Genomic DNA, 26,699 nt, shown 5'->3' with positions numbered 1-26,699 from the left:
TCTTTTATGATCATAATATCTGTAATAGCATAATAAGTATTAGAATGGTTAATATGATTAATAAAACGGTAAAAGTTGGAATTATTGGGACTGGAAATATCGGATCTGATCTGCTTATGAAGGTGCAGAAATCAGATTGTTTGGAATGTGGTATCTTTGCAGGTCACAATCCGGACTCAAGAGGAATAGAGTTCGCCAAAGAGCTGGGAGTGCCGACGACCTATGATTCAATCAGGTATATTCAGGAGCACCCGGACTGCTGTGACATTGTATTCGATGCTACATCAGCAAAAGTTCATTCAATGAATGCACCTATTCTTAAGGAACTGGGAAAATATACGTTGGATCTGACACCTGCACATGTGGGCAAGTTCTGTGTGCCATTAGTAAATCTTGATGAGGCTATGAAGCAGGATAATGTCAATCTGATAACTTGTGGAGGCCAGGCAACAGTCCCTATTGCCTGTGCGCTTGCATCAGTTGCTGATATTAAATATCTGGAAACGGTATCTACGATAGCCTCTAAATCAGCAGGACCAGGAACAAGAAATAATATTGACGAGTTTACACAGGTAACCAAGGAAGCTCTTATCGAACTCTCGGGAGTAAAGAACACAAAAGCTATTATAGTGCTAAATCCGGCGGAACCTCCGATAAAAATGCACAATACGGTGTATGCGCTTATTGATGATCCTGACATGGATAAAATAACAAAAGCCGTACATGAAATGGAGCAGAAAATAAGAAAGTATGTGCCAGGGTATAAAGTAATAGTTGGACCTGTTTATGAAAATGGCAGGGTGACTACAAGTATTCAAGTAACAGGATCCGGTGATTATCTACCGCCGTACGCGGGTAATCTGGATATAATCACTTGTGCAGCAGTTGAAATAGCAGAGAACTTTGCAAGGGAGAAATTACTAAAGTGAGTAGAATTAGATTTTTCGATGCAACGTTACGAGATGGTTCACATGCGATAAAACATCAACTTACAAAAGAGACTATAACATCGTATTGCCGTGCTATGGATGATGCGGGTATGTATACTATTGTTGTTGGTCATGGAAATGGACTTGGTGCATCGTCGCTTCAGGTAGGACTTTCTCTTCTTTCAGAGGAAGAGATGTTGACAACGGCCAGGGAGAATCTTAAACATACGAAGCTTGGTGCATACTTAATACCCGGATTTGGTACGATCAAGGATAACATCGAACCGGCTATCGAGTATGGTGTTGATCTTTTTAAGATTGGCTGTCATTGTACGGAAGCGGATACAACAAGACAGCACATAGAGTTTGTAAGAAATAAAGGGTTAGAAGTTTACGGAATACTAATGATGTATCACATGGCTTCTACTGAGAAAATACTTGAGGAAGCCCAAAAGATGCAAACCTATGGTGCAAATGGCGTAATCCTGATGGATAGTGCTGGTGCATCTACACCGGAGATGGTAAAACGGACTATTGCTACGCTTGCGGATTGCCTTGATATCAAGGTTGGATTCCACCCTCATAATAATTTGGGACTAGCAATATCCAATGCATATATAGCTATCAAGGAAGGCGCATCAATAATTGATGGTACGTTAAGAGGCTTTGGTGCCGGTGCCGGAAATGTACAGCTTGAAGCCCTTTCAGCGCTGTTACAGAAAGAAGGATATGAACTTAATCATGATCTTTATAGGCTTTTTGATGTAAGTAAAGAAATCGTTAAGCCAATTATGCCTGAAGACAGAGCTCTTACAGATATAAGTATAGTAAGTGGTATGGCAGGTATTTTTTCAGCTTTTAAAATTCACGTACTTAATGCTGCTAAGGAGTTTAATGTTGATCCGAGAGATATCATGATGGAACTTGGTAAGAGAAAAGTAGTAGGCGGTCAGGAGGATATGATAGTGGAGGTTGCGGAGCAACTGGCTAATCCTATAAAGTCTGACACAGAATCATATATGTTGGAGTCGTTATCATAGTAATTCTTTGGGGTTGATGGACAATAGGAGAGTTCGATAATGAATGTTTCTGAGTATATTTTCGATTACTATAATAGGAAGGGTATAGATTCTGTTTTTATGGTTACCGGTGGACAGGCTATGTACCTGGATGATGCCGTAGGTAGGAATAAGAATTACAAAATTATTTGTCATCATCATGAACAGGCATGTGCAATGAGTGCAGATGCTTATGGACGAATAAAAAATAAGCCTGCAATTGCACTTGTAACTGCAGGCCCCGGAAGTGTTAATGCTCTTAATGGTGTTGTAGGTGGATATACGGACTCTGCGCCTATGATAGTAATTTCCGGTCAGGCTAATCTCTCATTTGTACAGTATGAGGATAAGACTAATATTCGACAGTTTGGTGTTCAGGGAATTAATATCAGATCGCTGGTGGAAGGAAATGTAAAATATTTCATCACTATTGATGATGTAAAGAAGTTAACCTATTATCTTGAATCGGCATATCTGGCAGCAACTACAGGAAGACCCGGACCCGTCTGGGTTGATGTTCCATTAGATATACAGAGAGCAGAAGTTTCGTTAGATGAGCAGATAAAAAAGCCTGAACCTGATGATTATAGTGACGGATATCTTTTAGACAAGACGATAGATTCCGCAATTAAAAAGCTGCAGTCTGCTAAAAGACCCGTTTTTCTTGCAGGGCAGGGAGTGTCCCTTTCCGGTTCAAGAGAGATTTTCAGAGAGCTTGTTGAGAAAACAAAGATTCCGGTTATTACAGCACGTTTGGGAATAGATTTGATTGAGTCAGATAGCAGGTTTTATGTAGGAAGACCAGGTAACTATGGCGAACGTTCAGCAAATTTTGGGATTCAGAATGCAGACGTTATAATTTCGCTTGGATGCAGACTGGCATCTTCGCTTGTTGGCCATGCACCTGAGCAGTTTGGTAAAAATGCATACAAGATTGTTATCGATATTGATGAAGAAGAGCTTAAGAAACCCGGAGTAAAGATACAGGAGAAGGCGAAGCTAGATTGTAAGGCATTTATTGAGGCTCTTTTAGAGCGGATAAATAGCGTTAATCTTCCTGAATATGAACAGTGGGTTGAGCAATGTAATACATGGAAGAAAAAGTATCCGGTAGTACAGCCTGAATATAAGGATGAGAAGCCTGTTAATTCATATTACTTTATCGATAAGCTTTCTGAGCTTGCTCCGGATAACGCTAATATTCTCGTAGATACCGGATCATGCTTCCATGTGGCTTGCCAAACATGGAAGGTAAAGAAGGGGCAGCAGTTCCTTACAACCGGAGGACTTTCTTCAATGGGTTACTGGTGTGCAGGTATCGGAGCATGTGTTGCCAATGGTGGTGATGAGACGATTATCATTACAGGTGACGGAAGTCTCCAGATGAATATTCAGGAGTTTGCGCCTATCCATCACAACAATATGCCCATAAAAACATTTGTGCTCAATAACAACGGATATCTGCTCATTCGTACTACACAGCGAAATTTTATGGATGACAGATTTGTAGGAGAAGGACCGGATTCAGGCGTATGGTGTCCGGATCTTGAGAAGATAGCAAATGCGTACGAGATGCCTTTTGTCCGTATAGAAAGTGTTGATGAGATAGAGGAGAAAGTAAAGCAGGTATTCGTGACAAAAGGACCGGTTATCTGTGAGGTTATGACACCGGAATGGCAAAGACTTATCCCCAGGATTACATCTGAGAAAATGCCGGATGGCAGATTGGTGGCGCATGAATACTCAGACATGTTCCCGTTCCTTTCAAGAGAGGAATATGCGGAAAATATGATAGCTGAGAAGTAATTAGAATGTCTGCTGAAGATATGTGATCAGGTTTGTATTTTAAAGGCGGTACTTAATGAAAAAGATTGTTGTTTCAGGTGCGACAAGTATGATTGGTACAGCACTGATAGATTCTGCAATTGCGGATGGTACTGAAGTGTACGCTATAGTCAGACCGAATACCAGTAGAAAAAGCAGACTTGTGGAACATGATTATGTGCATTCGATTGTTGGTTCACTGGATAATTTAACAGATATAGATGGTATTCCTGATGATTGTGAAGTGTTTTATCATTTTGCCTGGGCTGGAACAAGTAAAGAAGAAAGAGATGATGCCAGGATTCATGAGAAGAATATCAGATATACATTGGATGCTGTAGAACTGGCAAGTAGGATTGGGTGTCGCAGATTTGTAGGTGCCGGATCCCAGGCAGAGTATGGCATAGTTGATGGGCTAATAAATGATAATACCAGATTTGCACCGGTGATTTCTTATGGAATTGCTAAGTATGCTTCCTGTATTCTCAGTAGGAAGCTGTGTGAAGAAAAGGGTATGGAACATGTATGGGGAAGGATATTTAGTGTTTATGGTCCCCATGATAATGAGTGGACAATGCTGAAAAAAGCTATAGATTCTTTCCGAAGGGGTGAGGTGGTTAAGTTTTCTGCCGGAACCCAGCCATGGAATTATCTGTATGAATCTGATGCGGGAGATATATTTTATAGTCTTGGAAAAATTAAAGTAAAACCAGGGGAATATCCGATTGCAGATAGCAAATCCAGACCATTACGAGAATATATTTTGAAGATGATGGAGGTTTATGGACCTGACGCCAAGGCAGAATTTGCTTCTGATGACGGAAGAAAACTTCAAGGGTTAGAGGTTGATGCCAGTAAGACATTCGAAGCTGTTGGGTTTGAACCGAAGATCAAGTTTGAAGAAGGCATTAGGAAGATGATAGAGTTTTGTAATTAAATTGATAAGGCGAGGTACTAGTAAAAACCAGATTAATCTATAGGAGAAGTCACAATGAAAGTGGTAATCTTAGCAGGTGGTTATGGAACAAGAATATCTGAGGAGTCACAGTATAAGCCTAAGCCGATGATTGAGCTTGGTGAACAACCTATCTTGTGGCATATAATGAAGTATTATTCATCATATGGATATGACGAATTTATTATATTAGCTGGCTATAAGCAGTATGTAATAAAGGAGTATTTTGCGGATTATTTCTTACATAATTCTGATGTCTCGTTCGATTTGTCTACCAATAACATGACAGTTCACAACAATAATTCTGAGAAGTGGAAGGTAACAGTTATAGATACCGGCATTGATACTATGACAGGCGGTCGTGTAAGGAGAGTGAAAGATTACATAGGGAATGAACCTTTTATGCTCACTTATGGTGATGGCGTCTGTGATGTGAATCTTAATGCGCTTAAAGAATACCATGAGAGTCATGGAAAGATAGCTACCATTACAATGGTTAGCATTGCACAGCAAAAGGGTGTACTTGATGTCATTGATGGCAGGATTACAGCCTTCCGGGAAAAAGATAATAAGGATGGCGCTTTCATTAACGGCGGGTATATGATATTAAATCCCGAAATATTTGACTATCTTGAGGGAGATGAAACGATTCTTGAGCAGGAACCCATGAGGAGACTTGCTGCTGAAGGACAGCTTATGGGATTTAAGCATACCGGCTTCTGGCAGTGTATGGATACCCAGAGAGAGAAGGTAAGACTTGAAGAACTATGGGAGAGCGGAGAGGCACCCTGGAAGAGGTGGTAATTTATGAGTGCACAGGAAGAAGCAAAGAAACAGATACTTGATCTGGTAGCAGATTATGCCAGAAATTATCACAATCAGAAAAAGGATTTTAAAGAGGGTGACCGCATTTCATACGCATCACGTGTATATGATGAGAAGGAAATGGTTAACCTTGTAGACAGCGCTCTTGAGTTCTGGCTTACATCAGGAAGATATACAGATGAGTTCGAGGCTAAGCTTGCTAAGTATCTTGGGGTTAAGTATTGTTCACTTGTTAACTCTGGTTCATCAGCTAACCTTGTGGCGTTTATGACACTAACTTCACCGCTTCTTGGAGATAGAAGGGTAAATCGTGGTGACGAGGTTATTACTGTGGCAGCAGGATTCCCCACAACTGTAACGCCTATCATCCAGTATGGTGCTGTACCCGTTTTCGTTGACGTTACTATTCCCGGATACAATATCGATGTTAATGAGCTTGAGAAGGCTCTTTCTGATAAAACCAAGGCTGTTATGATAGCACATACACTTGGTAATCCGTTTGATCTCAAGGGAGTTAAGGAGTTCTGCGATAGGCATAATCTGTGGCTCGTTGAGGATAACTGTGACGCCCTTGGTTCACAGTATGAGATTGACGGTGTATGGAAATTCACAGGTACAATCGGTGATATCGGAACTAGCAGCTTCTATCCTCCGCACCACATGACAATGGGTGAAGGTGGAGCTGTTTATACTGATAATGCACTTCTTAATAAGATTGCAAGATCATTCCGTGACTGGGGACGTGATTGCGTATGTCCTTCCGGCTGCGATAATCTTTGTGGACATAGATTTGACAAGCAGTATGGAGAGCTTCCTCTTGGTTATGATCATAAGTATGTATATTCACACTTTGGATATAACCTTAAGGCTACAGACCTTCAGGCTTCTGTTGGCTGTGCACAGCTTGATAAGTTCCCTGGTTTTGTTGAGAGAAGAAAATATAACTTTAAGTTCCTTAAGGATCTTCTTATTAAGGGCGGTGCTGAGGATAAGCTGGTACTTCCTGTTGCTACGGAAAATTCAGATCCCAGTTGGTTTGGCTTTATCATGACTTGTAAAGATGGAGTTGACAGAAATAAGGTTGTTGATTATGTAGAGAGTCACGGCATACAGACAAGAATGCTCTTTGCAGGAAATCTCACAAAGCATCCTTGCTTTGATGAAATGCGTGCGGCAGGTGAAGGCTACCGTGTAGTCGGCGATCTTGCCAACACCGACAAGATTATGGCTAATAGTTTCTGGGTTGGTGTATATCCCGGAATGACAGATGAGAAGCTTTCATATATGGCAAAGATAATTCTTGAGGCTGTTTCGTGATGTGATTCGTTCAGTATTATCTGATCATGAGAGGAATTACTTTTATGGATTTTGCCAAGATGAAGAATTTTTATAATGGTAAGAGAGTATTTCTTACAGGGCATACAGGCTTTAAAGGGAGCTGGCTTTCTGTGATGCTAAGTATGATGGGGGCTGAGGTTTATGGATACTCACTGGCACCTAACACTGACCCCAGTCTTTTTGGAATACTTGGATTGTCAGACCAGATGCATTCTATCATAGGGGATGTCAGGGATTTTGAGGCACTTGAGAAAGCTTATGAGGAAGCTGATCCTGATGTTGTGCTTCACCTTGCCGCGCAACCTATTGTTCGTGATTCCTACAAGGATCCTCGTTATACATATGAAACCAATGTGATGGGAACAGTGAATATATTAGAGTGCCTTAGAAAACATCCCGGTGCTGTAAGTTTTCTGAATGTGACAACGGACAAGGTGTACGAGAATAATGATCTTGAAAATCACGGTTTTAAAGAAGATGAGAAGCTTGATGGCTACGATCCCTATTCAAATTCCAAGAGCTGCTCTGAGCTTGTGACTCATTCTTATAAGAAGTCATTTTTCTCTGAGGATGTTTCACCTGCCATTTCGACAGCAAGAGCCGGTAACGTAATTGGTGGTGGTGATTTCGCAAATGACCGAATTGTCCCTGATTGTGTTCGCGCAACCATAAAGGGAGAGAGCATCATTGTCCGTAATCCCTATTCAACAAGACCTTACCAGCATGTACTTGAGCCACTTGCAGCATATCTGATGATTGCCATGGAACAGGCTTTTGATAAGAAGTACGCAGACTATTACAACATAGGTCCCCGTGATGAGGACTGTATAAATACAGGTGATCTTGCTGATTTCTTTGTTAAGTACTGGGGAGAGCCTGCAAACTGGAAAAATATGGCCGAGGCAAATGCTCCTCACGAAGCAAGCTTCCTTAAGCTTGACTGCTCTAAGGCTCGTGAGACCTTTGGTTGGGAACCTGTATGGCATGTCGAGGATGCTATACGCGAGACTGTTGAGTGGTATAAGGCTTGGAATGATGGTAAAGATATGATGGAGTTTACAAAGGGACAGATAGAGAGCTTTATTGGATAATTGTGGCGCTGTGATAATCACAGCGCTATAATAATTTCTGAGAATAATACAAAACATTAGATCAGGGATAAATGTGAGGAAAATAGTTTCAGTAATAATACCAGTTTACAATGGGCAAAACTACATAGAGAACATTTTTCGTGAGTTACAATCTCAGACTTATCAGAATTTGGAAGTGATTATGATTGATGATGGATCTTCTGATGATTCTGCTATTGTTATAGAAGAGTATACTAATTCTTTTGTTTATGAAAATGGCACAGATGGAATAGTATTTAGGCTTATCAGGCAGCAGAACACAGGACAGGGCGGAGCTCGTAATCGTGGAATAGAAGAGGCTACCGGGGACTATCTAGTTTTCATGGATCAGGATGATAGGGTTAAAGAAGACTATATCGAGAAACTGCTCGGTGTTGCCGAGGATGATGGCAGTGACATAGTTATTTCGGGTTATGAGCATATTATTGTTTCAGGTGAAGTCAAAGAGCATGTGGAACTAACAAATAACGAGTGGTGCCGTTTTATGAATATTACTCCTTGGGGTAAAATCTATCGACGGGATTTTATTGAGAGGGAGAATATCAGATTTTTACCGGTACCTCTTGGAGAGGATATATATTTCAATGTGTTAAGTTATTCCCGTGCACAGAAGGTTTCCTATACAGATTATGTTGGATATCAATGGGTGATAAATGAGAGCTCTGTTTCCAATACGGTTCATAGGGCTGTCAGTGAAGAGTCCCATATTTTGACGCTCTTTGATGCACTGGTCAGAATGGATGGAGCTGATAAGTGGATGAGAGATGAGCAATTTGAGTATTTCATGCTAAAGACAGGTATTTTTCACATCTTATATGCAGCGAAGGGAACGGATGCTAAGGCTCTTATCGGTTACAGAGATGAAGTGTTCAGGTGGCTTAATGACAAGATGCCTGGGATTGAGCGAAACAGGCTAATTACTTTTAAAGGACCTGAAGGAGAGAGAAGTAGTGTGGCAAGGGCCATATTTATTTATATGAAGCTTAGGCGTTTTCATCTTGATGGAGCATTTCTCAGGGTATTCCGACTTGGAAAAAGATAGATTTCTCCATTAACGTAAGGATTTATGATCCTTAAATGATATAATAGAAAAAATAGGCGAAAAGCTTATTAAGATAATCAACTAATAAGGAGGGCTCCAAAATGGCAGAAATGAACATAAAGGCTATGTATAAGTTATCTTACGGATTATTTGTTTGTACTGCAGTGCGTGGTGATAAGAAAAATGGCTGTATTATCAACACCGCTATTCAGGTGGCATCAGAACCTAATCGTATTTCTATTGCTGTGAACAAAGCGAACTTCACCCATGACATGATAAAAGATACCGGTGTTTGCAATGTATCTGCCATCAGTAAGGACGCAGGCTTTGATCTGTTCAAGCATTTTGGATTCCAGTCAGGAAGAGATGCTGATAAGTTCGGAGCAGACTACGATGCCTCCAATTATGCCATAGCTGAGAATGGCGTGCCCTATATTACCAGTGGCACAAATGCATATTTCTCTCTTAAGGTTGAGCAGGAGGTTGACCTTGGCTCCCATACACTTTTCATCTGTGAGCCCACATTTATGACAGTTTTATCTGATACCGCATCCTGCACCTATGAGTATTATCAAAGTGATATTAAGCCAAAGCCGGAAGCAGTTGGTACAACTCCTAAGGGTGAGACAGTATGGCGCTGCCGGATCTGTGGCTATGAGTGGGTTGGAGAAGAACTTCCCGATGACTTCATTTGCCCTATCTGCAAACATCCCAAGGCTGATTTCGAGAAGCTGATAAGATGAGGAATTACTCTTAACTTCCAGTAAATTTTGAAACTCAATTGAAAATTTAGGCGAAAAAGCCCAGAAAACTGTATGACACACAAAAATACTAAGAAAAGCAAGTTCCTGTGGGATTTAGTTGATCTCTCTTACACCATGGAGTGTGAGCCTGAAGAATGGGAAGCGTTACAGCTGGAACGCTATATAAATCAGGAAAGGAACCCTGAACTTCGAGAAGCCTTAGAAGATCTTGACGAATTTCTATTTGGATAATTATAAGCCCTACTGGTAGGCAAATTGAGCCTGTCAGCAGGGCATCTTTTTTTGAGTGGTAAAACTATTGGAAGTTAAGAGATAAATTGACGTATATTCGAACTTGTGTTTTTCGAACAGATGTTCCATAATGCTTTATGAATATATATAAATTATAATTAAAGGGAAGATTGCATTATGGAAGAAAACAAAAAGGTCAAGTGGCATCCTGCGTTCTATGGCGCGATAGAGTACGAGCTCAAGGATGACCGTAATCATTTGGAGTTTGAGAGTGAGCATCAGCTTTCCAAGGAACCGCTGAAGATGGATATGCTCATTATCAAGAAGTCAGATGATATCAGAATTAAGAAACCAATAGGTTGGATTTTTCGGGAACATAACATAGTTGAATATAAGGCTCCGGGAGATGCGCTCACTATAGATACTTTGTATAAGACTGTTGGTTATGCTTGTATTTACAAGGCTTTGGGTAATTCTGTGAATGAGATCCCAAATGATTCGATGAGTATATCATTATTTAGAAATGCGTATCCTCGCGAATTGATGAGTATGCTTTCGCAGATCGGGGCTTGTGTAGATAATCCACATCAGGGAATCTATTACATTAATGGGATAATTAATATTCCGTTGCAGATTGTTGTAACAAGGCAGGTATCTCCTGAGGATTACTCTGCTTTAAGGGTACTTACGGATAATGCAGATAAAGAGGATGTTCGAAGGTTTATAGAAGAGACTGCAGAACTTACCATGCCTATAGACAGGCAGAATACAGATGCTGTTTTGCAGGCAAGCGTACAGGCGAATTTTATGTTGTATGAGCAGATAAGGAGAGAAGGAACTATGTGTGAGGCTTTAAGAGAACTCATGAAAGATGAGATTGAAAAAGAAGTTGAAGTAGAAAGAGCGAAAGCTATAGAAGAAGGAAGAGCCGAGGGAAGAGCCGAAGGAAGAGCCGAAGGAAGAGCCGAAGGAAGTCTTGAAACTTTATGCGCCTTGGTTAATGATGGGCTGATTGACATTAAGGAAGCTGCCAGGAGAATGAATATGACTGAAAAAGCTTTTGGCCAGAGTCTTAAGGAGATTTGCGGATAATATAAATTCAAGAGAACAATGGAAAATAGCATTTTTCTAACTTCAAAGAGGAGGGCTCCAAAATGGCTGCATTATCAACACCGCTATTCAGGTGGCATCAGAACCTAATCGTATTTCTATTGCTGTGAACAAAGCGAACTTCACCCATGACATGATAAAAGATACCGGTGTTTGCAATGTATCTGCCATCAGTAAGGACGCAGGCTTTGATCTGTTCAAGCATTTTGGATTCCAGTCAGGAAGAGATGTTGATAAGTTCGGAGCAGACTACGATGCCTTCAATTATGCCATAGCTGAGAATGGCGTGCCCTATATTACCAGTGGCACAAATGCATATTTCTCTCTTAAGGTTGAGCAGGAGGTTGACCTTGGCTCCCATACACTTTTCATCTGTGAGCCCACATTTATGACAGTTTTATCTGATACCTCATCCTGCACCTATGAGTATTATCAAAATGATATTAAGCCAAAGCCGGAAGCAGTTGGTACAACTCCTAAGGGTGAGACAGTATGGCGCTGCCTGATCTGTGGCTATGAATGGGTTGGCGAAGAACTTCCCGACGATTTCATATGTCCTATCTGTAAACATCCTAAAGCAGATTTCGAGAAGCTGATAAGATGATGAATCTCTGATATATATTAGAAAGGCAACCGATAAGCAACCAAAAAGCAACCATTAAAGTTGCTTTTTGGTTGCTTTTTAATCTACAATACCGCTAGATGTAATATAATAGTTATGCTGCCTTGCCGGCAATTATGTTAATAATTTGAAAAGTGAAAATATGGAATGAATAAACAGATATTTACTGCAAAAGATCACACTTTTACGATCTGTGCATACGGAGAAAGTAAATATATAGAGGAATGTATACAGTCCGTGACATCGCAATCCTTGCAGACAAATGTGATCATGTGCACTTCGACTCCGTCTGAATTTTTGGAAGGACTTGCAAAGAAATATGGCATATCATACTTTGTAAATGAAGAACGTAAGTTTAACAGTGATATTGCTACAGATTGGAATTTTGCTGTAAGCTGTGCCAATACAAGACTGGTCACCATTGCCCACCAGGATGATCTGTATAAAAAGGATTTTGCCAAGAAGGTAGTGGAACATTTTAATGGAACGAAGAGACCTTTGATTGCATATACAGATTACGCTGAGCTTAGGAATGGGATAGAGGTTTCAGATATAAAGAATCTAAATATCAAAAGAATCATGTTGTTCCCGCTAAGACCAAGGTTTATGTGGCCTTCCAGATTCATGAGACGAAGGATGCTGTCCTTTGGCTCTGCCATATGTTGCCCATCAGTTACCTATGTTCCGGAGAATCTTCCAAGGCAGCTTTTTATTCCGGGATATAAAGGCGGCATTGACTGGCAGGCTTGGGAGAGGTTTTCCAGACGCAAGGGAGAGTTTGTTTTTGTTAATGATATACTGATGGTTCATAGAATTCATGATGATTCTGAGACTACAGCTCTTATAAACGGAAATACCAGAACCCGAGAAGATTTTGAGATGTTTTGTAAATTCTGGCCGAAACCGATAGCGCATATCATAGAGCATTTTTATAAGAAAAGCGAAGATTCCAATAATTTATGATATAATGTAATGTCAAACTTATAATCTACTTTTAATGGTTATAACGGAAAGGAAGTAAAAATGGCTAAAAAAGCACTTATTACAGGAGTTACTGGTCAGGATGGTTCATACCTTGCAGAGTTTTTGCTGGATAAAGGGTATGAGGTTCACGGAGTGATACGTCGTTCATCCGTTGATTATAGAGAGAGAATTGCTCATCTTGAAGGGGAACCAGGCTTTCATCTTCACTATGGAGATCTTGGTGATTCCATGAGTATTATGCAGGTTGTAAGTAAAGTAAGACCTGATGAGATATATAATCTTGCTGCACAGAGTCACGTTCAGGTTTCTTTTGATTCACCTGAGTTTACAGCTGACGTTGATGCAACAGGTGTACTTAGAGTTCTTGAAGCAGTTCGTCTTTGCGGACTTGCTGATACTTGTCGTATTTATCAGGCATCTACTTCAGAGCTTTATGGTAAGGTTGAGGAAGTCCCTCAGAATGAGAATACACCTTTCCATCCCTACAGCCCTTATGCTGTTGCCAAGCAGTATGGATTCTGGATCGTCAAGGAATACAGAGAAGCTTACAATATGTTCTGCTGCTCAGGTATTTTATTCAATCACGAGTCAGAGCGCAGAGGTGAGACATTTGTTACAAGAAAAATTACCCTTGCAGCAGCTCGTATTGCGCAGGGCAAGCAGGATAAGCTTTATCTTGGTAATCTCGATTCACTTCGTGACTGGGGTTATGCAAAAGATTATGTAGAATGTATGTGGCTCATTCTTCAGAATGATAAGCCTGAGGATTTTGTCATTGCTACAGGTGTTCAGCATTCTGTACGTGAGTTTGCTACTCTGGCTTTCCATCATGCCGGAATCGAACTTGAGTGGAAGGGTGAAGGTATAGATGAGAAGGGTATCGACAAGGCTACAGGTAAGGTTCTTGTAGAGGTTAGTCCTGATTTCTACAGACCTACCGATGTTGTTAATCTTTGGGGTGATCCCACCAAGGCAAAGAATGAACTTGGCTGGAATCCTACAAAGACCAGCTTTGAAGAGCTTGTTGAGATCATGGTAAAGCATGATATGGAGAAGGTTGCGGTTGAACGTGCCGGTGAGCACATCAAGATGAATCTTGCAGAGTATCTTGAGAAGGGCGTTGTAAAGTAAATGAACATAATTCTTTTATCCGGTGGTTCCGGACAGCGTCTTTGGCCCCTTTCCAATGATGTAAGGTCAAAGCAGTTTATTAAGATCTTTAAAGATGAAAATGGCACCTATGAGTCTATGGTTCAGCGTGTCTACAGACAGATTAAGGAAGTAGATGCTGATTCCAATGTAACTATTGCGACAAGCAAGACTCAGGTTTCTGCAATAAATAACCAGCTTGGTCCGGATGTTGGAATTTCAATTGAGCCCTGCAGAAGGGATACCTTCCCTGCAATTGCTCTTGCAAGCGCGTATCTTCATGATAAGCAAGGGGTTAATATGGATGAGCCTGTTGTAGTATGCCCTGTTGATCCTTATGTCGACAGAGCCTATTTTGAGGCGCTTAAAAAGTTGTCCGATCTTGCTGCCAAGGGTAGTGCAAACCTTACACTTATGGGAATCGATCCCACATATCCTTCTGAGAAGTATGGTTATATCATTCCTGAGGATAAAAATGATGTATCGAAGGTTACAGCTTTCAAGGAAAAACCAGACGTAGAGACTGCTAAGGATTACATTTCCAAAGGCGCTCTCTGGAATGGTGGTATCTTTGCATACAAGCTTTCATACCTTCTTGATAAAGCGCATGAGCTCATAGATTTTTCAGACTATGATGATCTTTTTGCGAAGTATGAGACACTTGATAAGATTTCATTTGATTACGCTGTAGTTGAGAAGGAATCCAGCATCAATGTCATCCGCTTTGGTGGTATGTGGAAGGACCTTGGAACCTGGAATACGCTCACAGAGGCAATGCAGGAAAATGTAATAGGGGATGCTCTTCTTAATGAGACCTGCGAGAATGTACATGTTATTAATGATATGAACGTTCCTGTAATTGTCATGGGTATCAAGAACGCAGTAATCGCATCCTCTCCCGAGGGAATTCTTGTATCGGATAAAGAACAGAGTTCCTATATTAAGCCTTTCGTTGAACAGATTGAGCAGCCCATCATGTTTGCTGAGAAGTCATGGGGCAGCTATCAGGTTATAGATGTTGAGAAGGATTCAATGACCATCAAGGTTACGCTTAACCCCGGTCATTCAATGAACTACCACAGCCATGACAGAAGAGATGAGGTTTGGAACATTGTTCGTGGCTCAGGTAAGACCATCGTTGATGGCATCGAGCGCAACGTCACTGCTGGCGATGTTGTTGCCATGGCAGCAGGATCCAAGCACACTGTCATCAATACCGGAGACGAAGTGCTTCAGATCATCGAAGTTCAGCTTGGCGCTGAGATTTCAGTAGAGGATAAGCATAAATACGAACTTTGATATATTGATTTATAAGTGATGCCATTTTACACCCTTAGGGTATAAAATGGCGTTTGCTTTAGATGAATACACCCTTAGCTATATAGCCGGGAGAGTTTACTTTTTACTTATGGAAAAACGTGTGATATGAAGAATTATCGGTTAAAGATGTTAATATATTGCGCATTTGTGGCAATAATCATATTTGCTGCATGCATTATTTTTTTTAGAAAAGGAAGAAATGACAACGAGGTTTTTAGGAATTTTCTTAAAGATACCCGATATGTAGTTCATGCAGGTGGCTTTGTTCAAAGTAGCAACGGTGAGCTTTTGCCTTATACAAATAGCAGAGAGTCATTAGAAACGTGCTATGAAAATGGTAACAGGGTTTCTGAATTTGATTTTGCGCTAACTTCTGATGATGAGCTTGTCTGTGCCCATTATCATGATGGCTGGGTATGGGGATTCGAGTTCACACAGGCTCCGACCAAGGAAGAGTTTCTTAAGGCAAGATTCATGAATGAACTTACATCCATGAGCTTATCTGATCTTGTGGATTTTATAAAAGAGCATCCGGATTTTTATGTGGTAACTGATTGTAAAAAGAAGAATAAGCATTGCTGCGAGAAAATTAAAGAAATGTGCCCGGATTTACTTGATCATTTCATTGTACAGATATATCACAGGGATCAGTATCAGGAAATTTATGACATGGGGTTTCACAGAATTATTTATACGCTATATAAATGTAAGGAAGAGGAGCTTCAGAAAGAGGTGTTAACAAAGGATGTGAAGGAGATGAATCTGGTAGGTGTCACTCTTTCTGTTGATAGAGCTCAAAATAAGGATTGGCTTAAGGCTTTACTGGATACAGGTGTTCCGCTTTTTGTTCACACGGTTAATGAGACGGATGAGATGAAATCTTATTTTGATGAAGGTATTGCCGGAATATATACAGATGTAAGCGACATGAATCTTCAGTATTGGGATACGGAGATGGAGTAAAAGTGGAGGAAAAGTATTTGAATAGACAAAAATGGATATGCCTTTTGGTTGCAGGATTTTTACTGTCAGCATATTTCTTCGCATACACAGTTCCTACATACATGAAAAGTACTCCGAAAATCACGGAAATTGATCCGCCGTCAATTGCGGACCAGAATGGACTTGGTGATGATAATACTATAACTATAAAAGGTGAAGGGCTAAGCGATGCTATAGCGGTATATGTCAACGGTGAATGGAATGGTATGAATCGGATTGTTGAGAAAGATGATAATCATGTGGTGGTGAAGCTTATAAAAAAAATAAGAAGAACACCTGGGACATACTACATTCAGGTTCAGGTCAAGGTGAACAGTGATATTGACAGGCTTTCAAATAAGCTACCATTTGTTGTGGAAGGTGATGTGGAATAATAGATGCAGAATTTGAGTTTGGCGAGAATCAGAAGAGTTATTACGGTAGTGTTTTTTTTAGTGGTATTCCTGATAGGATATCACTATTTAAGAATATTTTATTTAGTGGGAAAGCTGGGACTACTGCGTGGCAGCTTTTATTTTTATGTGCTGTCTTGGGAATTGCTGGTGTTTTTTTCAGCATATTATGTATTTGTCAGGAAAAAGCGGAATATCAGCATAAAACTGGCAATTCCAATAAGTTTTGTTATTCCTGTGCTGGCTGTTTGGGTGACAGAATCCTGTTGGAATAATATGTTGAGAAATATACATGTTCCTGCAATTATTATTAGTATCTGTATTTATGCTATATTGGAGTTGGGTTTCCTGTTGCTTTTTGGGAGCTTTAACGCAGCATATATAATGACAATACTAGTTGCATTTATGTTAGGCACTACCAATCATTTCGTCGAAGCTTTCCGCGGAGATTGCTTCAAGGCATCAGATATTCTTGTTGCGGGGACTGCTGCGAAGGTTGCGGATCAATATAATTTTGTGCTTACAGATGGAATTGTCAGACCGTTGATCCTTCTGTTATGGGTAATAGTTATTACCAGATTTTTCTCATTTCCTTACATTAAGGGAGCGAAGAAAAGAGCTATCATGGTAGGGGCTGGTATCGTTTATCTTGTTTTTGAATATTTGTTATTCCTAAATGTTCCTATTTTTGACAGATTTGGATATGAGATTTATCCTGTGAGGCCACAGGACTCTTATGCTGAGTATGGTGCTACTGCCGGATTTGTCATGACTCTGCAGGATTCAAAGATAAAAGTTCCTGAGAACTATAGTAGAGACGAGGTAGAAGGCTTACTTGCAACATATGAGGATAACACTGACAGTATTGAGGATATGCCTACGGTAATAGCTATAATGAACGAAGCCTTTTCTGATCTTAGTGTTTTAGGAGATTTTGAAGCTGAAGATTATATGGCTGATTGGTATGGGATTTCGGATTATACTATGCGCGGATTTGTGTATGTCCCTGTATGTGGCGGAGGAACAGCCAATAGTGAATTCGAATTTTTAACCGGACTTTCTATGGCGGGATATAATGTTGGGGTTTATCCTTATCAGCAATATAATCTGAAGAATGCTTACAGTATTGGGCATGACCTGAAGAGAATTGGTGCTGAAACAATTGCTTTTCATCCATATAATGCGTTTAATTATAATCGCAAAAACGTATACAAGTATTTTGATTTTAATAACTACTATTCAAGGACAGATATGGATCCGGACTCACCGGTCATAAATTGGGGAATATCTGATCAGGCAGATTACAATAAACTTATAGAACTCTATGATAACAGCAGTAAGCCATCATTTGTTTTCAATGTGACTATGCAGAATCATGGTGGATATACCGATTCTCTAAACATTGACTCTTATGTTTCCGTTGGTGATGACTATAAAATGTACCAGAGCATGATAAATTATTTAACTCTGGTAAGAGAATCTTCTATAGCTTATAAGAATCTGGTTGATCATTTTAGGAATGTTGATGAGAAGGCCGTGATTGTGATGTTTGGAGACCACCAGCCAGCAATTTACGACGGTTCCATAGAAGCTTTATATGAAAATGACGGAAGTATCGAAAACGCTGCCCATAGATACATGACACCTTATATGATTTGGGCTAACTATGATCTGGGAAAAGGGCAGATCGAAAAAGATATGAGCCTTAATTACCTTGCTGCAAACATGTATGAGCTTCTTGGAATAAAGACTGATTACACCGGATACCTTCTGGATCTTCAAAAAGAATTTCCGGTTATTGGCGTTTTTGGATATGAAGACGCTGCCGGTAACTGGCATTCGTATTATGAACAAAACGACAGAATAGATGAGTACTTCCGCGTGGAGTACCATGAACTGACGGGGAAATAAGCGAAAGTTTGACCTCCACTGTTATAATGTGTTATATATAACATCTAAGATTAGACACAATTAACTAAGATAATTAGTATTTTCGCGAAAGGAATATTTAATATGTGCGGAATAGTTGGATTTATTGGTAAGCATCAGGCAGCTCCCATTCTTCTTGAGGGACTTTCCAAGCTTGAGTACAGAGGCTACGACTCTGCAGGAATCGCTGTAAGAAATGCTAAGGAGAGAGCTGAGGTTGTTAAGGCTGTTGGTCGTCTTAAGAATCTTGAAGAGAAGACTGACAATGGTAAGTCTGTAGTTGGATGCTGCGGTATTGGTCATACCAGATGGGCTACACATGGCGGCCCTTCACAGACAAACGCTCACCCGCATGTTTCCGGCAACTGCACAGGCTCTGCTTCAGGTCCTGTTGAATCAGCTGTTGTTGGCGTACATAACGGAATTATTGAGAACTATCAGGAACTCAAAGAAAAGCTCGTCAAAAACGGTTATGAGTTTTATTCTGATACAGATACAGAGGTTGCAATTAAGCTTATTGACTACTACTACAAGAAGTATAAGATGGGCCCCATCGATGCACTTGCCAAGACCATGGTACGTGTACGCGGATCCTATGCTATTGAAGTTATGTTCTCGGATTATCCGGACGAGATCTATGTTGCAAGAAAAGACAGCCCCATGATCATCGGTATAAATAATGGTGAGACTTTTGTTGCATCAGATGTTCCCGCTATTCTTAACCATACTAAGAATGTTTACTACATAGGCAACAACGAGATGGCACGCCTCATCCCCGGTAAAGCTGAGTTCTACGACCTCAACGGCGATCAGATTGAGAAAGAGCTTGTTGAGATTAAGTACACTGCTGAAGCAGCAGAGCGTGGCGGCTATGAGCACTTCATGATGAAGGAGATTCACGAGCAGCCTAAGGCTATCCAGGATACCATCAATTCACTGGTAAAGAAGGGTGAAGTAAATCTTTCAGAGGTTGGTATTACTGACGAAGAGATTAAGAATATCTCATCTATTACAATCGTTGCCTGCGGTTCCGCATGGCACGTCGGAATGGCGGCTCAGTATGTAATCGAGGACCTTGCAAGAATTCCTGTAAGGGTCGAGCTTGCATCAGAATTTAGATACAGAAAGCCTATCCTTGAGAAGGATGCTCTTGTAATCTGCATTTCACAGTCAGGCGAGACAGCAGATACTCTTGCAGCTCTTCGTGAAGCCAAGGATAACGGCGTAAAGACTCTTGCTATCGTTAACGTAGTTGGTTCATCTATCGCAAGAGAAGCAGATCACGTTCTTTATACACTTGCAGGACCTGAGATTTCAGTTGCTACAACCAAGGCATACAGCTGCCAGCTTGTAGCTACATATCTTCTTGGTCTCCGCTTTGCAATTGTACGTGAGAAGATATCAAAAAAGGATTACACAAACTATATTTCAGAGATCACCAGAATCCCTGAGTGCATACAGAAGGTGCTTGATGATAAGGAAAGACTTCAGTGGTTTGCAGCTAAGATTGCAAATGCCAAGGATGTATTCTTTATCGGAAGAGGTATCGATTATGCCATCGGCTTAGAGGGCAGCCTTAAGATGAAGGAAGTATCCTACATTCACTCAGAGGCCTATGCTGCAGGTGAGCTTAAGCATGGAACCATCAGCCTTATCGAGGATGGTACTCTTGTAATAGGTATCCTTGGACAGGATGATCTCTATGAAAAGACAATCTCCAACATGGTTGAATGTAAGAGTAGAGGCGCATACCTCATGGGCCTTACAGCTTATGGAAAATATGAGATCGAGGATACAGCAGACTTTGTAACCTACGTTCCTAAGATGGACAAGCACTTCATTGGTTCACTTGCGGTTATCCCGCTTCAGCTTCTTGGATACTACGTATCGGTAGCAAGAGGTCTTGATGTTGATAAGCCAAGAAACCTGGCAAAGAGCGTTACTGTAGAATAAAAATCAAAAGTGCCGGCAGAATCAAATCTGTCGGCACTTTTTTATAGCGGAGTCGGAGGGATTCGAACCCTCGTGCCCAAAAAGGACAAACGCATTTCGAGTGCGCCTCATTACGACCACTTTGATACGACTCCATGCACGTTTTACGCGCTTTTTCATTATACGAGGATGAATGTTTTTAGTCAATAAAGTTATTGTTGGTGCGCCAAATATTCGGTATAATATCATGGATGAAAAAGACACATTTTGTGTCCTGAGTTTTGTTTTGGGAGTAGGGCTTTTAATGGCATACGTAGCTTTATATAGAAAATTCAGACCGCCCATTTTCGATGATGTGAAGGGGCAGGATCATATTGTTACGACGCTGAAGAATCAGATCAAATCTGACAGAGTTGGACATGCCTATCTGTTTTGCGGAACAAGAGGTACAGGAAAGACCTCTGTAGCAAAAATAATGGCAAGAGCTGTCAACTGCGAGACACCAAAGGATGGAAATCCCTGCGGCGAGTGTCCCACTTGTAAAGCGATTGAGTCGGGAGCAGCCATGGGCAATGTCATTGAGATAGATGCTGCTTCTAATAACGGCGTTGAGAACATCAGACAGATCATTGATGAGATCTCATATTCACCCACAATAGGTAAATACAAGGTTTATATAATCGACGAGGTTCACATGCTCTCGACGGGCGCTTTTAATGCGCTCTTAAAGAGTCTTGAGGAACCACCGTCATACGTAATTTTCATTCTTGCCACCACAGAGGTTCACAAAATCCCAATTACGATTCTTTCAAGATGTCAGCGTTATGACTTCCACAGAATCACCATTGATACAATAACTGACAGACTTCGCGAAGTCGTAGATGCAGAGAATGTAGCGGTTGAGGATAAAGCCCTTAGATATATTGCCAAGGCAGCAGATGGTTCCATGAGAGACTCACTAAGTCTGCTGGATCAGTGCATTGCTTTTAACTACGGTGAGGAGCTGACCTACGACAGAGTTCTCGGTGTTCTTGGAGCAGTTGATACAAAAGTTTTCGGCGACCTCTTTTCATATCTTATCAAGCAGGATGTTACAGGGGCCTTGGAGCTTTTATCCGAGATAGTTATTCAGGGCAGAGAGCTTGCACAATTTGTCAGCGATTTTATCTGGTATCTGCGCAATTTGATGCTGGTTACAGCTTCCGACAATATGGAAGATGCTGTGGATATGTCTACCGACAATCTCCGCACGCTAAAAGAACTATCTGAAGGAACGGATGTAGATACCATAATGCGTTATATCAGAGTGTTCTCAGAGCTGTCAGCAAACTTGCGTTTTGCGACTCAAAAACGTATTCTTATAGAGGTTACTCTGATTCGTATTTGTAAGCCGCAGATGGAGGATAGCAACGAGGCATTGACTGACAGAGTGCGTATCCTTGAAGAAAAAAATGCAGAATCCGAGAAGATTCTAAGCGGCATAAAAAGCGGCAAGATCGCTGTGAATTCAATTTCCGGCGGAGCAGGTGCTCCTGCAGGTAGATTATCTGACGAAGCAGCTCCGATTGAAACCCAGAAGCAGGAAGCTCTTGAGCTCGCTGTGGCAGAGGATGTAAAAAGAGTAGTTAATGACTGGGGAAGGATTCTGATAAAAATGCAGAATCCCATGCGAATTTACTTAGAGAAAGCGGTTCTTAGCCAGGGAAATGACGGCAAGCTTTTCATAGTTCTTGGCGTAAAGGAACGGGTTGATAAGTATAATGAAGAGCCCGGAAAAAGTGAGCTTTCAGCGGTTCTTGATGAAGCAATAGGTAAGCATGTTGATTTTGAAATGAGATATGCAAGCCAGGACAGGCCAGTTTCGGAACAGTATGTCAGCCTTAACAATATCCACTTTGATATTGTAACTGAAGATGAGGAGAGCATGCCGGATGTTCCTGAAATCATGGGCAACGGTTCTGATGATGACATAACAGATGGCTTTGATAATTCCGGCGGCGACATCATAACAGGCTATGATGATGAAGATTATGGCCCACCATCAATGATGGACAATGAGAATGCATATAGCGAACAGCAGATGAGCGATGAAGAGAATGCATTCGAAGAAAAAGATGATAACGATGAAACCACTGAATAAGAAAATGGAGGATTTATAAATGGCAAAACGTGGAGGATTTCCCGGCGGAATGCCCGGTAACATGAACAATCTTATGAAGCAGGCACAGCGCATGCAGCGCCAGATGGAGGAGAGCCAGAAGGAGCTCGAGACCAAGGAGTTTAAGGCAAGTGCAGGTGGCGGTGCTGTAGAGGCTACAGTTACAGGTTCAAAGAAGCTTACAGCGATCACAATCGCACCTGATGCAGTTGATCCCGATGATGTAGAGATGCTTCAGGACATGATTGTTGCAGCGGTTAACGAAGCTATGGATCAGGCAGATAAAGCTCAGGGTGACATCATGGGCAAAATGACAGGCGGCCTTGGAGGTCTTGGAGGACTTTCATTTTAATGGATTTATACAGCGGACATATTAATAAGCTTATTGAAGAGCTTGCTTCACTTCCCGGTATAGGTGGAAAATCTGCGCAAAGACTTGCTTTTTATCTGATAGGACTTCCTAAGGACAGGGTAAAAAGACTTGCGGATTCGATAGTAAATGCCAGGGAAAACGTGCACTACTGCAAGGAGTGTTATACGCTGACGGATGATGAGCTCTGTCCTATCTGTGCAAATGAAAAGCGAGATCACCGCACCATAATGGTCGTTGAGAATACCCGTGATCTTGCTGCTTATGAAAAAACAGGAAAATACGAAGGCGTATACCACGTGCTTCACGGAGCAATTTCACCCATGCTGGGTATAGGCCCCGGCGACATCAAGCTGACGGAGCTTGTTACAAGGCTCCAGGGAGAGGATGTGGATGAGGTAATAATTGCCACCAATTCCAGCCTTGAGGGCGAAACCACAGCTATGTATATCAGTAAGCTTATAAAACCTACGGGGATAAAGGTTACGAGAATTGCCAGCGGAGTGCCTGTTGGCGGCGACCTTGAATATATTGATGAAGTTACATTGTTACGAGCATTGGAAGGCAGAACAGAACTTTAATGTAAACGGAGGAAAATGAAATGACTGTAAAGAGGGAGTTTTTGGGAGAATCAAAACAGGGTGCACCTATCTATGGCTACCATATCACAAATGAAAAGGGCACAGAGCTCAGCGTAATGAATTATGGTGCCGCAATTCGTGGCATAATCGTTAAGGATAAGGATGGAAACAAGGTTGACGTTGCCCTTGGTTATGAGGATATTTCCGGATACTATGGCAACGATTGCTTCCTTGGCGTTGTTGTTGGCCCCAGTGCAAACCGCGTTGATAAGGGTACTTATACCATTGATGGAAAAAAATTCACCATGGCTATCAATGACGGTGAAAACAATCTCCACAGTGATTTTGATAATGGTCTTCACAAGAGAGTTTGGGATGCTGATGAGTCTGAAGACAGCGTAACCTTTACTCTTAAAGCTGAGGATGGCGATATAGGCTTTTCGGGAAACAGAGAGTTTAAGGTAACATACAGTCTCTCTGAGGATGATGCTGTTTCAATTCACTACCATGCAACCAGTGATGCTAAGACTCTTATGAACATCACTAATCATTGTTATTTCAACCTCTCCGGTCACGGTGCAGGTTCTATCTGTGATCACGTTGCACAGTTCAATTCAAGTACAACCACACCTGTTCGCGCAGGCCTTATTCCCACAGGCGAATATGCCAGCGTAGAGGGAACTCCTTTTGATTTCAGAAATGAGAAGGCTATCGGCAAGGATATAGATGCTGACAACGAACAGCTAAAGCTTGGCGGCGGCTATGATCATAATTTCTGTATTGATGGTGCTGACGGAACAAGAAGACTTTTTGCTACAGTTAAGAGTCCAAAGACCGGCATTACAATGCAGTGCTACACCACACTTCCTGCATTCCAGTTCTACTCAGGAAACTTCCTTGATGCAGAAGGCGGCAAGGACGGGGTTACCTATAAAAAGAGAGAGGGCTTCTGTCTTGAGACTCAGTTCCATCCGGATTGCATCAATCACGAGAAATTCCCGGATCCCGTGTTTGGACCGGAGCGCGAGTACGATTCTATTACGGTATATAGGTTTATTTAAGTTTTATGGCTGAAGTCAGAGATTTTACCAAGTATATAAAAAGAAATTCAGATAATGAAGAAGAGGACGAGCAGGAATACCGCGAGCCCTCGTATACAGAGAAGATACGAAAACACAAAATAGCGGTAGCTGTAAGAACAGTGGTGATTATAGCCATCCTGTGTCTTCTATCTGCAGCTATATATATCAGCTGGAGAGACAAGCACTTTACGGAAAGTTCTGTTACTGCCAGTGTAAGAATATCGGATTCTGTAGGGGCAAGTGCTATTAATCTTGACGGATATGTTCTTCAGTACAGTAAGGATGGAGTTAGCTGTATCAATGCAGCCGGCGAGCAGCTGTGGAACAGAACATACCAGATGCAGAATCCCACAATTCATACCTGTAAAAATGTAGTGGCAATAGGTGATTATAACGGTCACAATATATACGTTGCCAATACAGGCGGATCTCTTGGCGAGATAGAGACCAATCTTCCTATCAGAGATTTTTGCGTGGCATCACAGGGAGTAGTTGCTGCAGTGTTGGATGATCAAAATGTGACATGGATTTATCTGTTTGATCCATCCGGAAATACACTTGCGAGCTTTAAGACCACAATGCAGGATAGCGGATATCCTGTAGATGTTAGCATTTCTCCAAGCGGAGAGCTTGTTTGCGTATCATATCTCAAAGCTGATAACGGTAGGATTAAGACAAGCGTTGCGTTTTTTAACTTTGGTGCAGTAGGACAGAATAATACCGATAATTACGCAAGCGGATATGATTATCCCGAAACGGTGGTACCCTATGTGCAGTTTATGAATGACAGTAAGATATTTGCTGCAGCGGATGACCGCATTATGTTCTTTTCCGGTAACGAGGTTCCGACAAGCCAGACGGAAGCCATGACAGGCGACGAAGAAATCAAATCTGTTTTCTACAATGAATCCTATGTAGGTGTTGTTTTCATTAATAACACTGAAGAAGGAGCATACAGACTTCAGGTCTATAATACTCAGGGGAGTCTCGTGACAAAGGTTTTCTTCAATATTGAATATGTAGATGTGTTCTTTGATAACGAGCAGATTGGAGTTTATGGCGAAAGTGAATTCCTTCTTTGCGACATGAATGGAAATGAAAAATTCAGAGGTAATTTTGATCGAGCCGTTAAGGTAATGATACCTACCAATGTCAGAAGTAAATTCCTTTTGGTTACGGATGGATCAATAGATACCCTTGAACTAAATTAATAGGGATAAATAGTATGGATATCGTGAATTTTATTACTCAACCGCAGGTGATAGTGACACTTGCGGTTGTCATTATGTTAATGTGGAGAATTGCATACGGATATAAATACGGGCTCATATCTGAACTTCTTGAAATAGCCGCCCTGGCAGTAGGCTTTGTTGTGCTTAATCTGACAGCAGGTATATTGGATAAGTTCTTAAACGGTGGGGGGCTTAATATAATTTCTTCTATAGTAAGAATAGCGGTTGTGGTTGCAATCTACAGAGTAATCCAGGGCATCTCAAAAGGCGTAAGGGGATCCAGAAATGTACCAATGGTCAGTTCGGTAAATAAACTCCTTGGTTCGGCCTTTGGCTTTATCGAGATTTATATCTGGTTAAGAATCCTGAATTACATTATTGGTTACGACTTTGAAGGTGCCATAAAATTTACAATTACATCGTTAATCGACCTATTTAATTAATTTTTTATTAATTCAAAAATTCTCATTGACACCATAAGAGGTGGATGGTATATTTATATTCGCTCGCTACGAGTGATAGAAACGACTGACCGGAAGGCTTCAGCGACTACACAAAAAGCGAACAAAAATAAATTAAAAAAGTTCTTGACAAAAAGAGCTGCAAATGATAATCTATCAGAGTTGCGGCTGACAAGCCAAGACAAAGCACTTTGACAATGGAATAGTAATGCAACCCTGAAAATTCCAAAAAGAAATTTCAGAGAACAAAACAAACCTAACAAGGTAAAAACGGACAGA

At 41.1% G+C, this 26,699-nt stretch carries 24 protein-coding genes, 1 tRNA gene and 1 pseudogene; 25 read left to right on the top strand and 1 reads right to left on the bottom strand.

Features of this window, described 5'->3' with window-relative positions:
• The first annotated feature begins 53 nt into the window (after positions 1 to 53).
• The 19 genes and pseudogenes from G608_RS0115775 to glmS all read left to right on the top strand — a co-directional run bounded on the left by G608_RS0115775 (position 54) and on the right by glmS (position 20,557).
• Entirely contained in the window at positions 54 to 929 is an 876-nt protein-coding gene (locus G608_RS0115775) for an acetaldehyde dehydrogenase (acetylating) (RefSeq protein ID WP_035795927.1), read from the top strand.
• Positions 926 to 1,969, top strand: coding sequence for a 4-hydroxy-2-oxovalerate aldolase (dmpG, locus tag G608_RS0115770; protein WP_026496815.1), 1,044 nt, complete (start codon positions 926 to 928; stop codon positions 1,967 to 1,969). Before G608_RS0115775 ends, dmpG begins: the two co-directional genes overlap by 4 nt.
• Before the next feature lie 39 nt (positions 1,970 to 2,008).
• Positions 2,009 to 3,793, top strand: a complete 1,785-nt coding sequence (locus tag G608_RS0115765) for a thiamine pyrophosphate-binding protein (protein WP_026496814.1) — start codon at positions 2,009 to 2,011, stop codon at positions 3,791 to 3,793.
• Positions 3,794 to 3,848: 55 nt separating this feature from the next.
• Positions 3,849 to 4,748: an NAD-dependent epimerase/dehydratase family protein gene (locus tag G608_RS0115760; protein WP_026496813.1), complete on the top strand. Its 900-nt coding sequence runs from the start codon at positions 3,849 to 3,851 to the stop codon at positions 4,746 to 4,748.
• A gap of 54 nt (positions 4,749 to 4,802) precedes the next feature.
• The gene (rfbF, locus tag G608_RS0115755; protein ID WP_026496812.1) at positions 4,803 to 5,570 is read left to right on the top strand and encodes a glucose-1-phosphate cytidylyltransferase; all 768 of its coding nucleotides are present in this window, start codon (positions 4,803 to 4,805) and stop codon (positions 5,568 to 5,570) included.
• A 3-nt stretch (positions 5,571 to 5,573) separates the two neighbouring features.
• On the top strand, positions 5,574 to 6,908 hold the full coding sequence (rfbH, locus tag G608_RS0115750; RefSeq protein WP_026496811.1) for a lipopolysaccharide biosynthesis protein RfbH: 1,335 nt from the start codon (positions 5,574 to 5,576) through the stop codon (positions 6,906 to 6,908).
• 44 nt (positions 6,909 to 6,952) lie between these two features.
• Positions 6,953 to 8,020, top strand: coding sequence for a CDP-glucose 4,6-dehydratase (gene rfbG / locus G608_RS0115745; protein WP_051209430.1), 1,068 nt, complete (start codon positions 6,953 to 6,955; stop codon positions 8,018 to 8,020).
• 73 nt (positions 8,021 to 8,093) lie between these two features.
• Entirely contained in the window at positions 8,094 to 9,101 is a 1,008-nt protein-coding gene (locus tag G608_RS0115740) for a glycosyltransferase (RefSeq protein ID WP_196810223.1), read from the top strand.
• Between the two features lie 110 nt (positions 9,102 to 9,211).
• Positions 9,212 to 9,844, top strand: coding sequence for a flavin reductase family protein (locus G608_RS0115735; RefSeq protein WP_026496808.1), 633 nt, complete (start codon positions 9,212 to 9,214; stop codon positions 9,842 to 9,844).
• A 72-nt stretch (positions 9,845 to 9,916) separates the two neighbouring features.
• The gene (locus G608_RS23685; RefSeq protein ID WP_026496807.1) at positions 9,917 to 10,096 is read left to right on the top strand and encodes a hypothetical protein; all 180 of its coding nucleotides are present in this window, start codon (positions 9,917 to 9,919) and stop codon (positions 10,094 to 10,096) included.
• A 177-nt stretch (positions 10,097 to 10,273) separates the two neighbouring features.
• Positions 10,274 to 11,188 (top strand): hypothetical protein, encoded by a 915-nt coding sequence (locus tag G608_RS21525; protein ID WP_051209428.1) that lies wholly within the window; start codon positions 10,274 to 10,276, stop codon positions 11,186 to 11,188.
• Between the two features lie 46 nt (positions 11,189 to 11,234).
• Positions 11,235 to 11,810 (top strand): annotated as a pseudogene (locus G608_RS24505) (flavin reductase); the annotation flags it as partial.
• 165 nt (positions 11,811 to 11,975) lie between these two features.
• Positions 11,976 to 12,791, top strand: coding sequence for a glycosyltransferase (locus G608_RS0115715; protein WP_051209426.1), 816 nt, complete (start codon positions 11,976 to 11,978; stop codon positions 12,789 to 12,791).
• Positions 12,792 to 12,851: 60 nt separating this feature from the next.
• A complete protein-coding gene (gene gmd, locus G608_RS21515) occupies positions 12,852 to 13,943 on the top strand; it encodes a GDP-mannose 4,6-dehydratase (protein ID WP_051209424.1) in 1,092 nt (363 codons plus the stop codon).
• Positions 13,944 to 15,260: a sugar phosphate nucleotidyltransferase gene (locus G608_RS0115705; RefSeq protein ID WP_026496805.1), complete on the top strand. Its 1,317-nt coding sequence runs from the start codon at positions 13,944 to 13,946 to the stop codon at positions 15,258 to 15,260. It abuts the gene before it with no gap.
• A gap of 126 nt (positions 15,261 to 15,386) precedes the next feature.
• The gene (locus G608_RS0115700) at positions 15,387 to 16,244 is read left to right on the top strand and encodes a glycerophosphodiester phosphodiesterase family protein (protein ID WP_026496804.1); all 858 of its coding nucleotides are present in this window, start codon (positions 15,387 to 15,389) and stop codon (positions 16,242 to 16,244) included.
• A gap of 17 nt (positions 16,245 to 16,261) precedes the next feature.
• The gene (locus G608_RS0115695) at positions 16,262 to 16,657 is read left to right on the top strand and encodes a hypothetical protein (protein WP_026496803.1); all 396 of its coding nucleotides are present in this window, start codon (positions 16,262 to 16,264) and stop codon (positions 16,655 to 16,657) included.
• A 402-nt stretch (positions 16,658 to 17,059) separates the two neighbouring features.
• Positions 17,060 to 18,586, top strand: a complete 1,527-nt coding sequence (locus G608_RS22640; RefSeq protein WP_207637698.1) for an LTA synthase family protein — start codon at positions 17,060 to 17,062, stop codon at positions 18,584 to 18,586.
• A gap of 102 nt (positions 18,587 to 18,688) precedes the next feature.
• On the top strand, positions 18,689 to 20,557 hold the full coding sequence (gene glmS, locus G608_RS0115685) for a glutamine--fructose-6-phosphate transaminase (isomerizing) (protein ID WP_026496802.1): 1,869 nt from the start codon (positions 18,689 to 18,691) through the stop codon (positions 20,555 to 20,557).
• Between the two features lie 47 nt (positions 20,558 to 20,604).
• Here the strand turns inward: glmS and G608_RS0115680 are convergent.
• A tRNA-Ser gene (locus tag G608_RS0115680) sits at positions 20,605 to 20,691 on the bottom strand.
• 149 nt (positions 20,692 to 20,840) lie between these two features.
• Here G608_RS0115680 and dnaX point away from each other — a divergent pair.
• From dnaX to G608_RS0115650, 6 genes are read left to right on the top strand one after another with little or no spacing between them, the layout of a single operon-like run.
• A complete protein-coding gene (gene dnaX / locus G608_RS21505; RefSeq protein ID WP_081677468.1) occupies positions 20,841 to 22,676 on the top strand; it encodes a DNA polymerase III subunit gamma/tau in 1,836 nt (611 codons plus the stop codon).
• A gap of 19 nt (positions 22,677 to 22,695) precedes the next feature.
• Positions 22,696 to 23,046 carry a YbaB/EbfC family nucleoid-associated protein gene (locus G608_RS0115670; RefSeq protein WP_026496801.1) on the top strand — a complete coding sequence of 117 codons (351 nt, stop codon included), beginning with the start codon at positions 22,696 to 22,698 and terminating at the stop codon, positions 23,044 to 23,046.
• Positions 23,046 to 23,645 (top strand): recombination mediator RecR, encoded by a 600-nt coding sequence (recR, locus tag G608_RS0115665; protein WP_026496800.1) that lies wholly within the window; start codon positions 23,046 to 23,048, stop codon positions 23,643 to 23,645. The genes G608_RS0115670 and recR overlap by 1 nt, the downstream gene beginning before the upstream one ends.
• Before the next feature lie 20 nt (positions 23,646 to 23,665).
• On the top strand, positions 23,666 to 24,706 hold the full coding sequence (locus tag G608_RS0115660; RefSeq protein ID WP_026496799.1) for an aldose epimerase family protein: 1,041 nt from the start codon (positions 23,666 to 23,668) through the stop codon (positions 24,704 to 24,706).
• Between the two features lie 5 nt (positions 24,707 to 24,711).
• Positions 24,712 to 25,938, top strand: coding sequence for a DUF5711 family protein (locus G608_RS0115655; protein ID WP_026496798.1), 1,227 nt, complete (start codon positions 24,712 to 24,714; stop codon positions 25,936 to 25,938).
• Positions 25,939 to 25,952: 14 nt separating this feature from the next.
• Positions 25,953 to 26,402, top strand: coding sequence for a CvpA family protein (locus G608_RS0115650; protein ID WP_026496797.1), 450 nt, complete (start codon positions 25,953 to 25,955; stop codon positions 26,400 to 26,402).
• The last annotated feature ends 297 nt before the right edge of the window (positions 26,403 to 26,699 follow it).

The sequence above is a fragment of the Butyrivibrio sp. WCD3002 genome (assembly GCF_000424265.1).
Lineage (GTDB): Bacteria > Bacillota > Clostridia > Lachnospirales > Lachnospiraceae > Butyrivibrio.
This window is presented reverse-complemented; position numbering and strand designations above follow the sequence as displayed.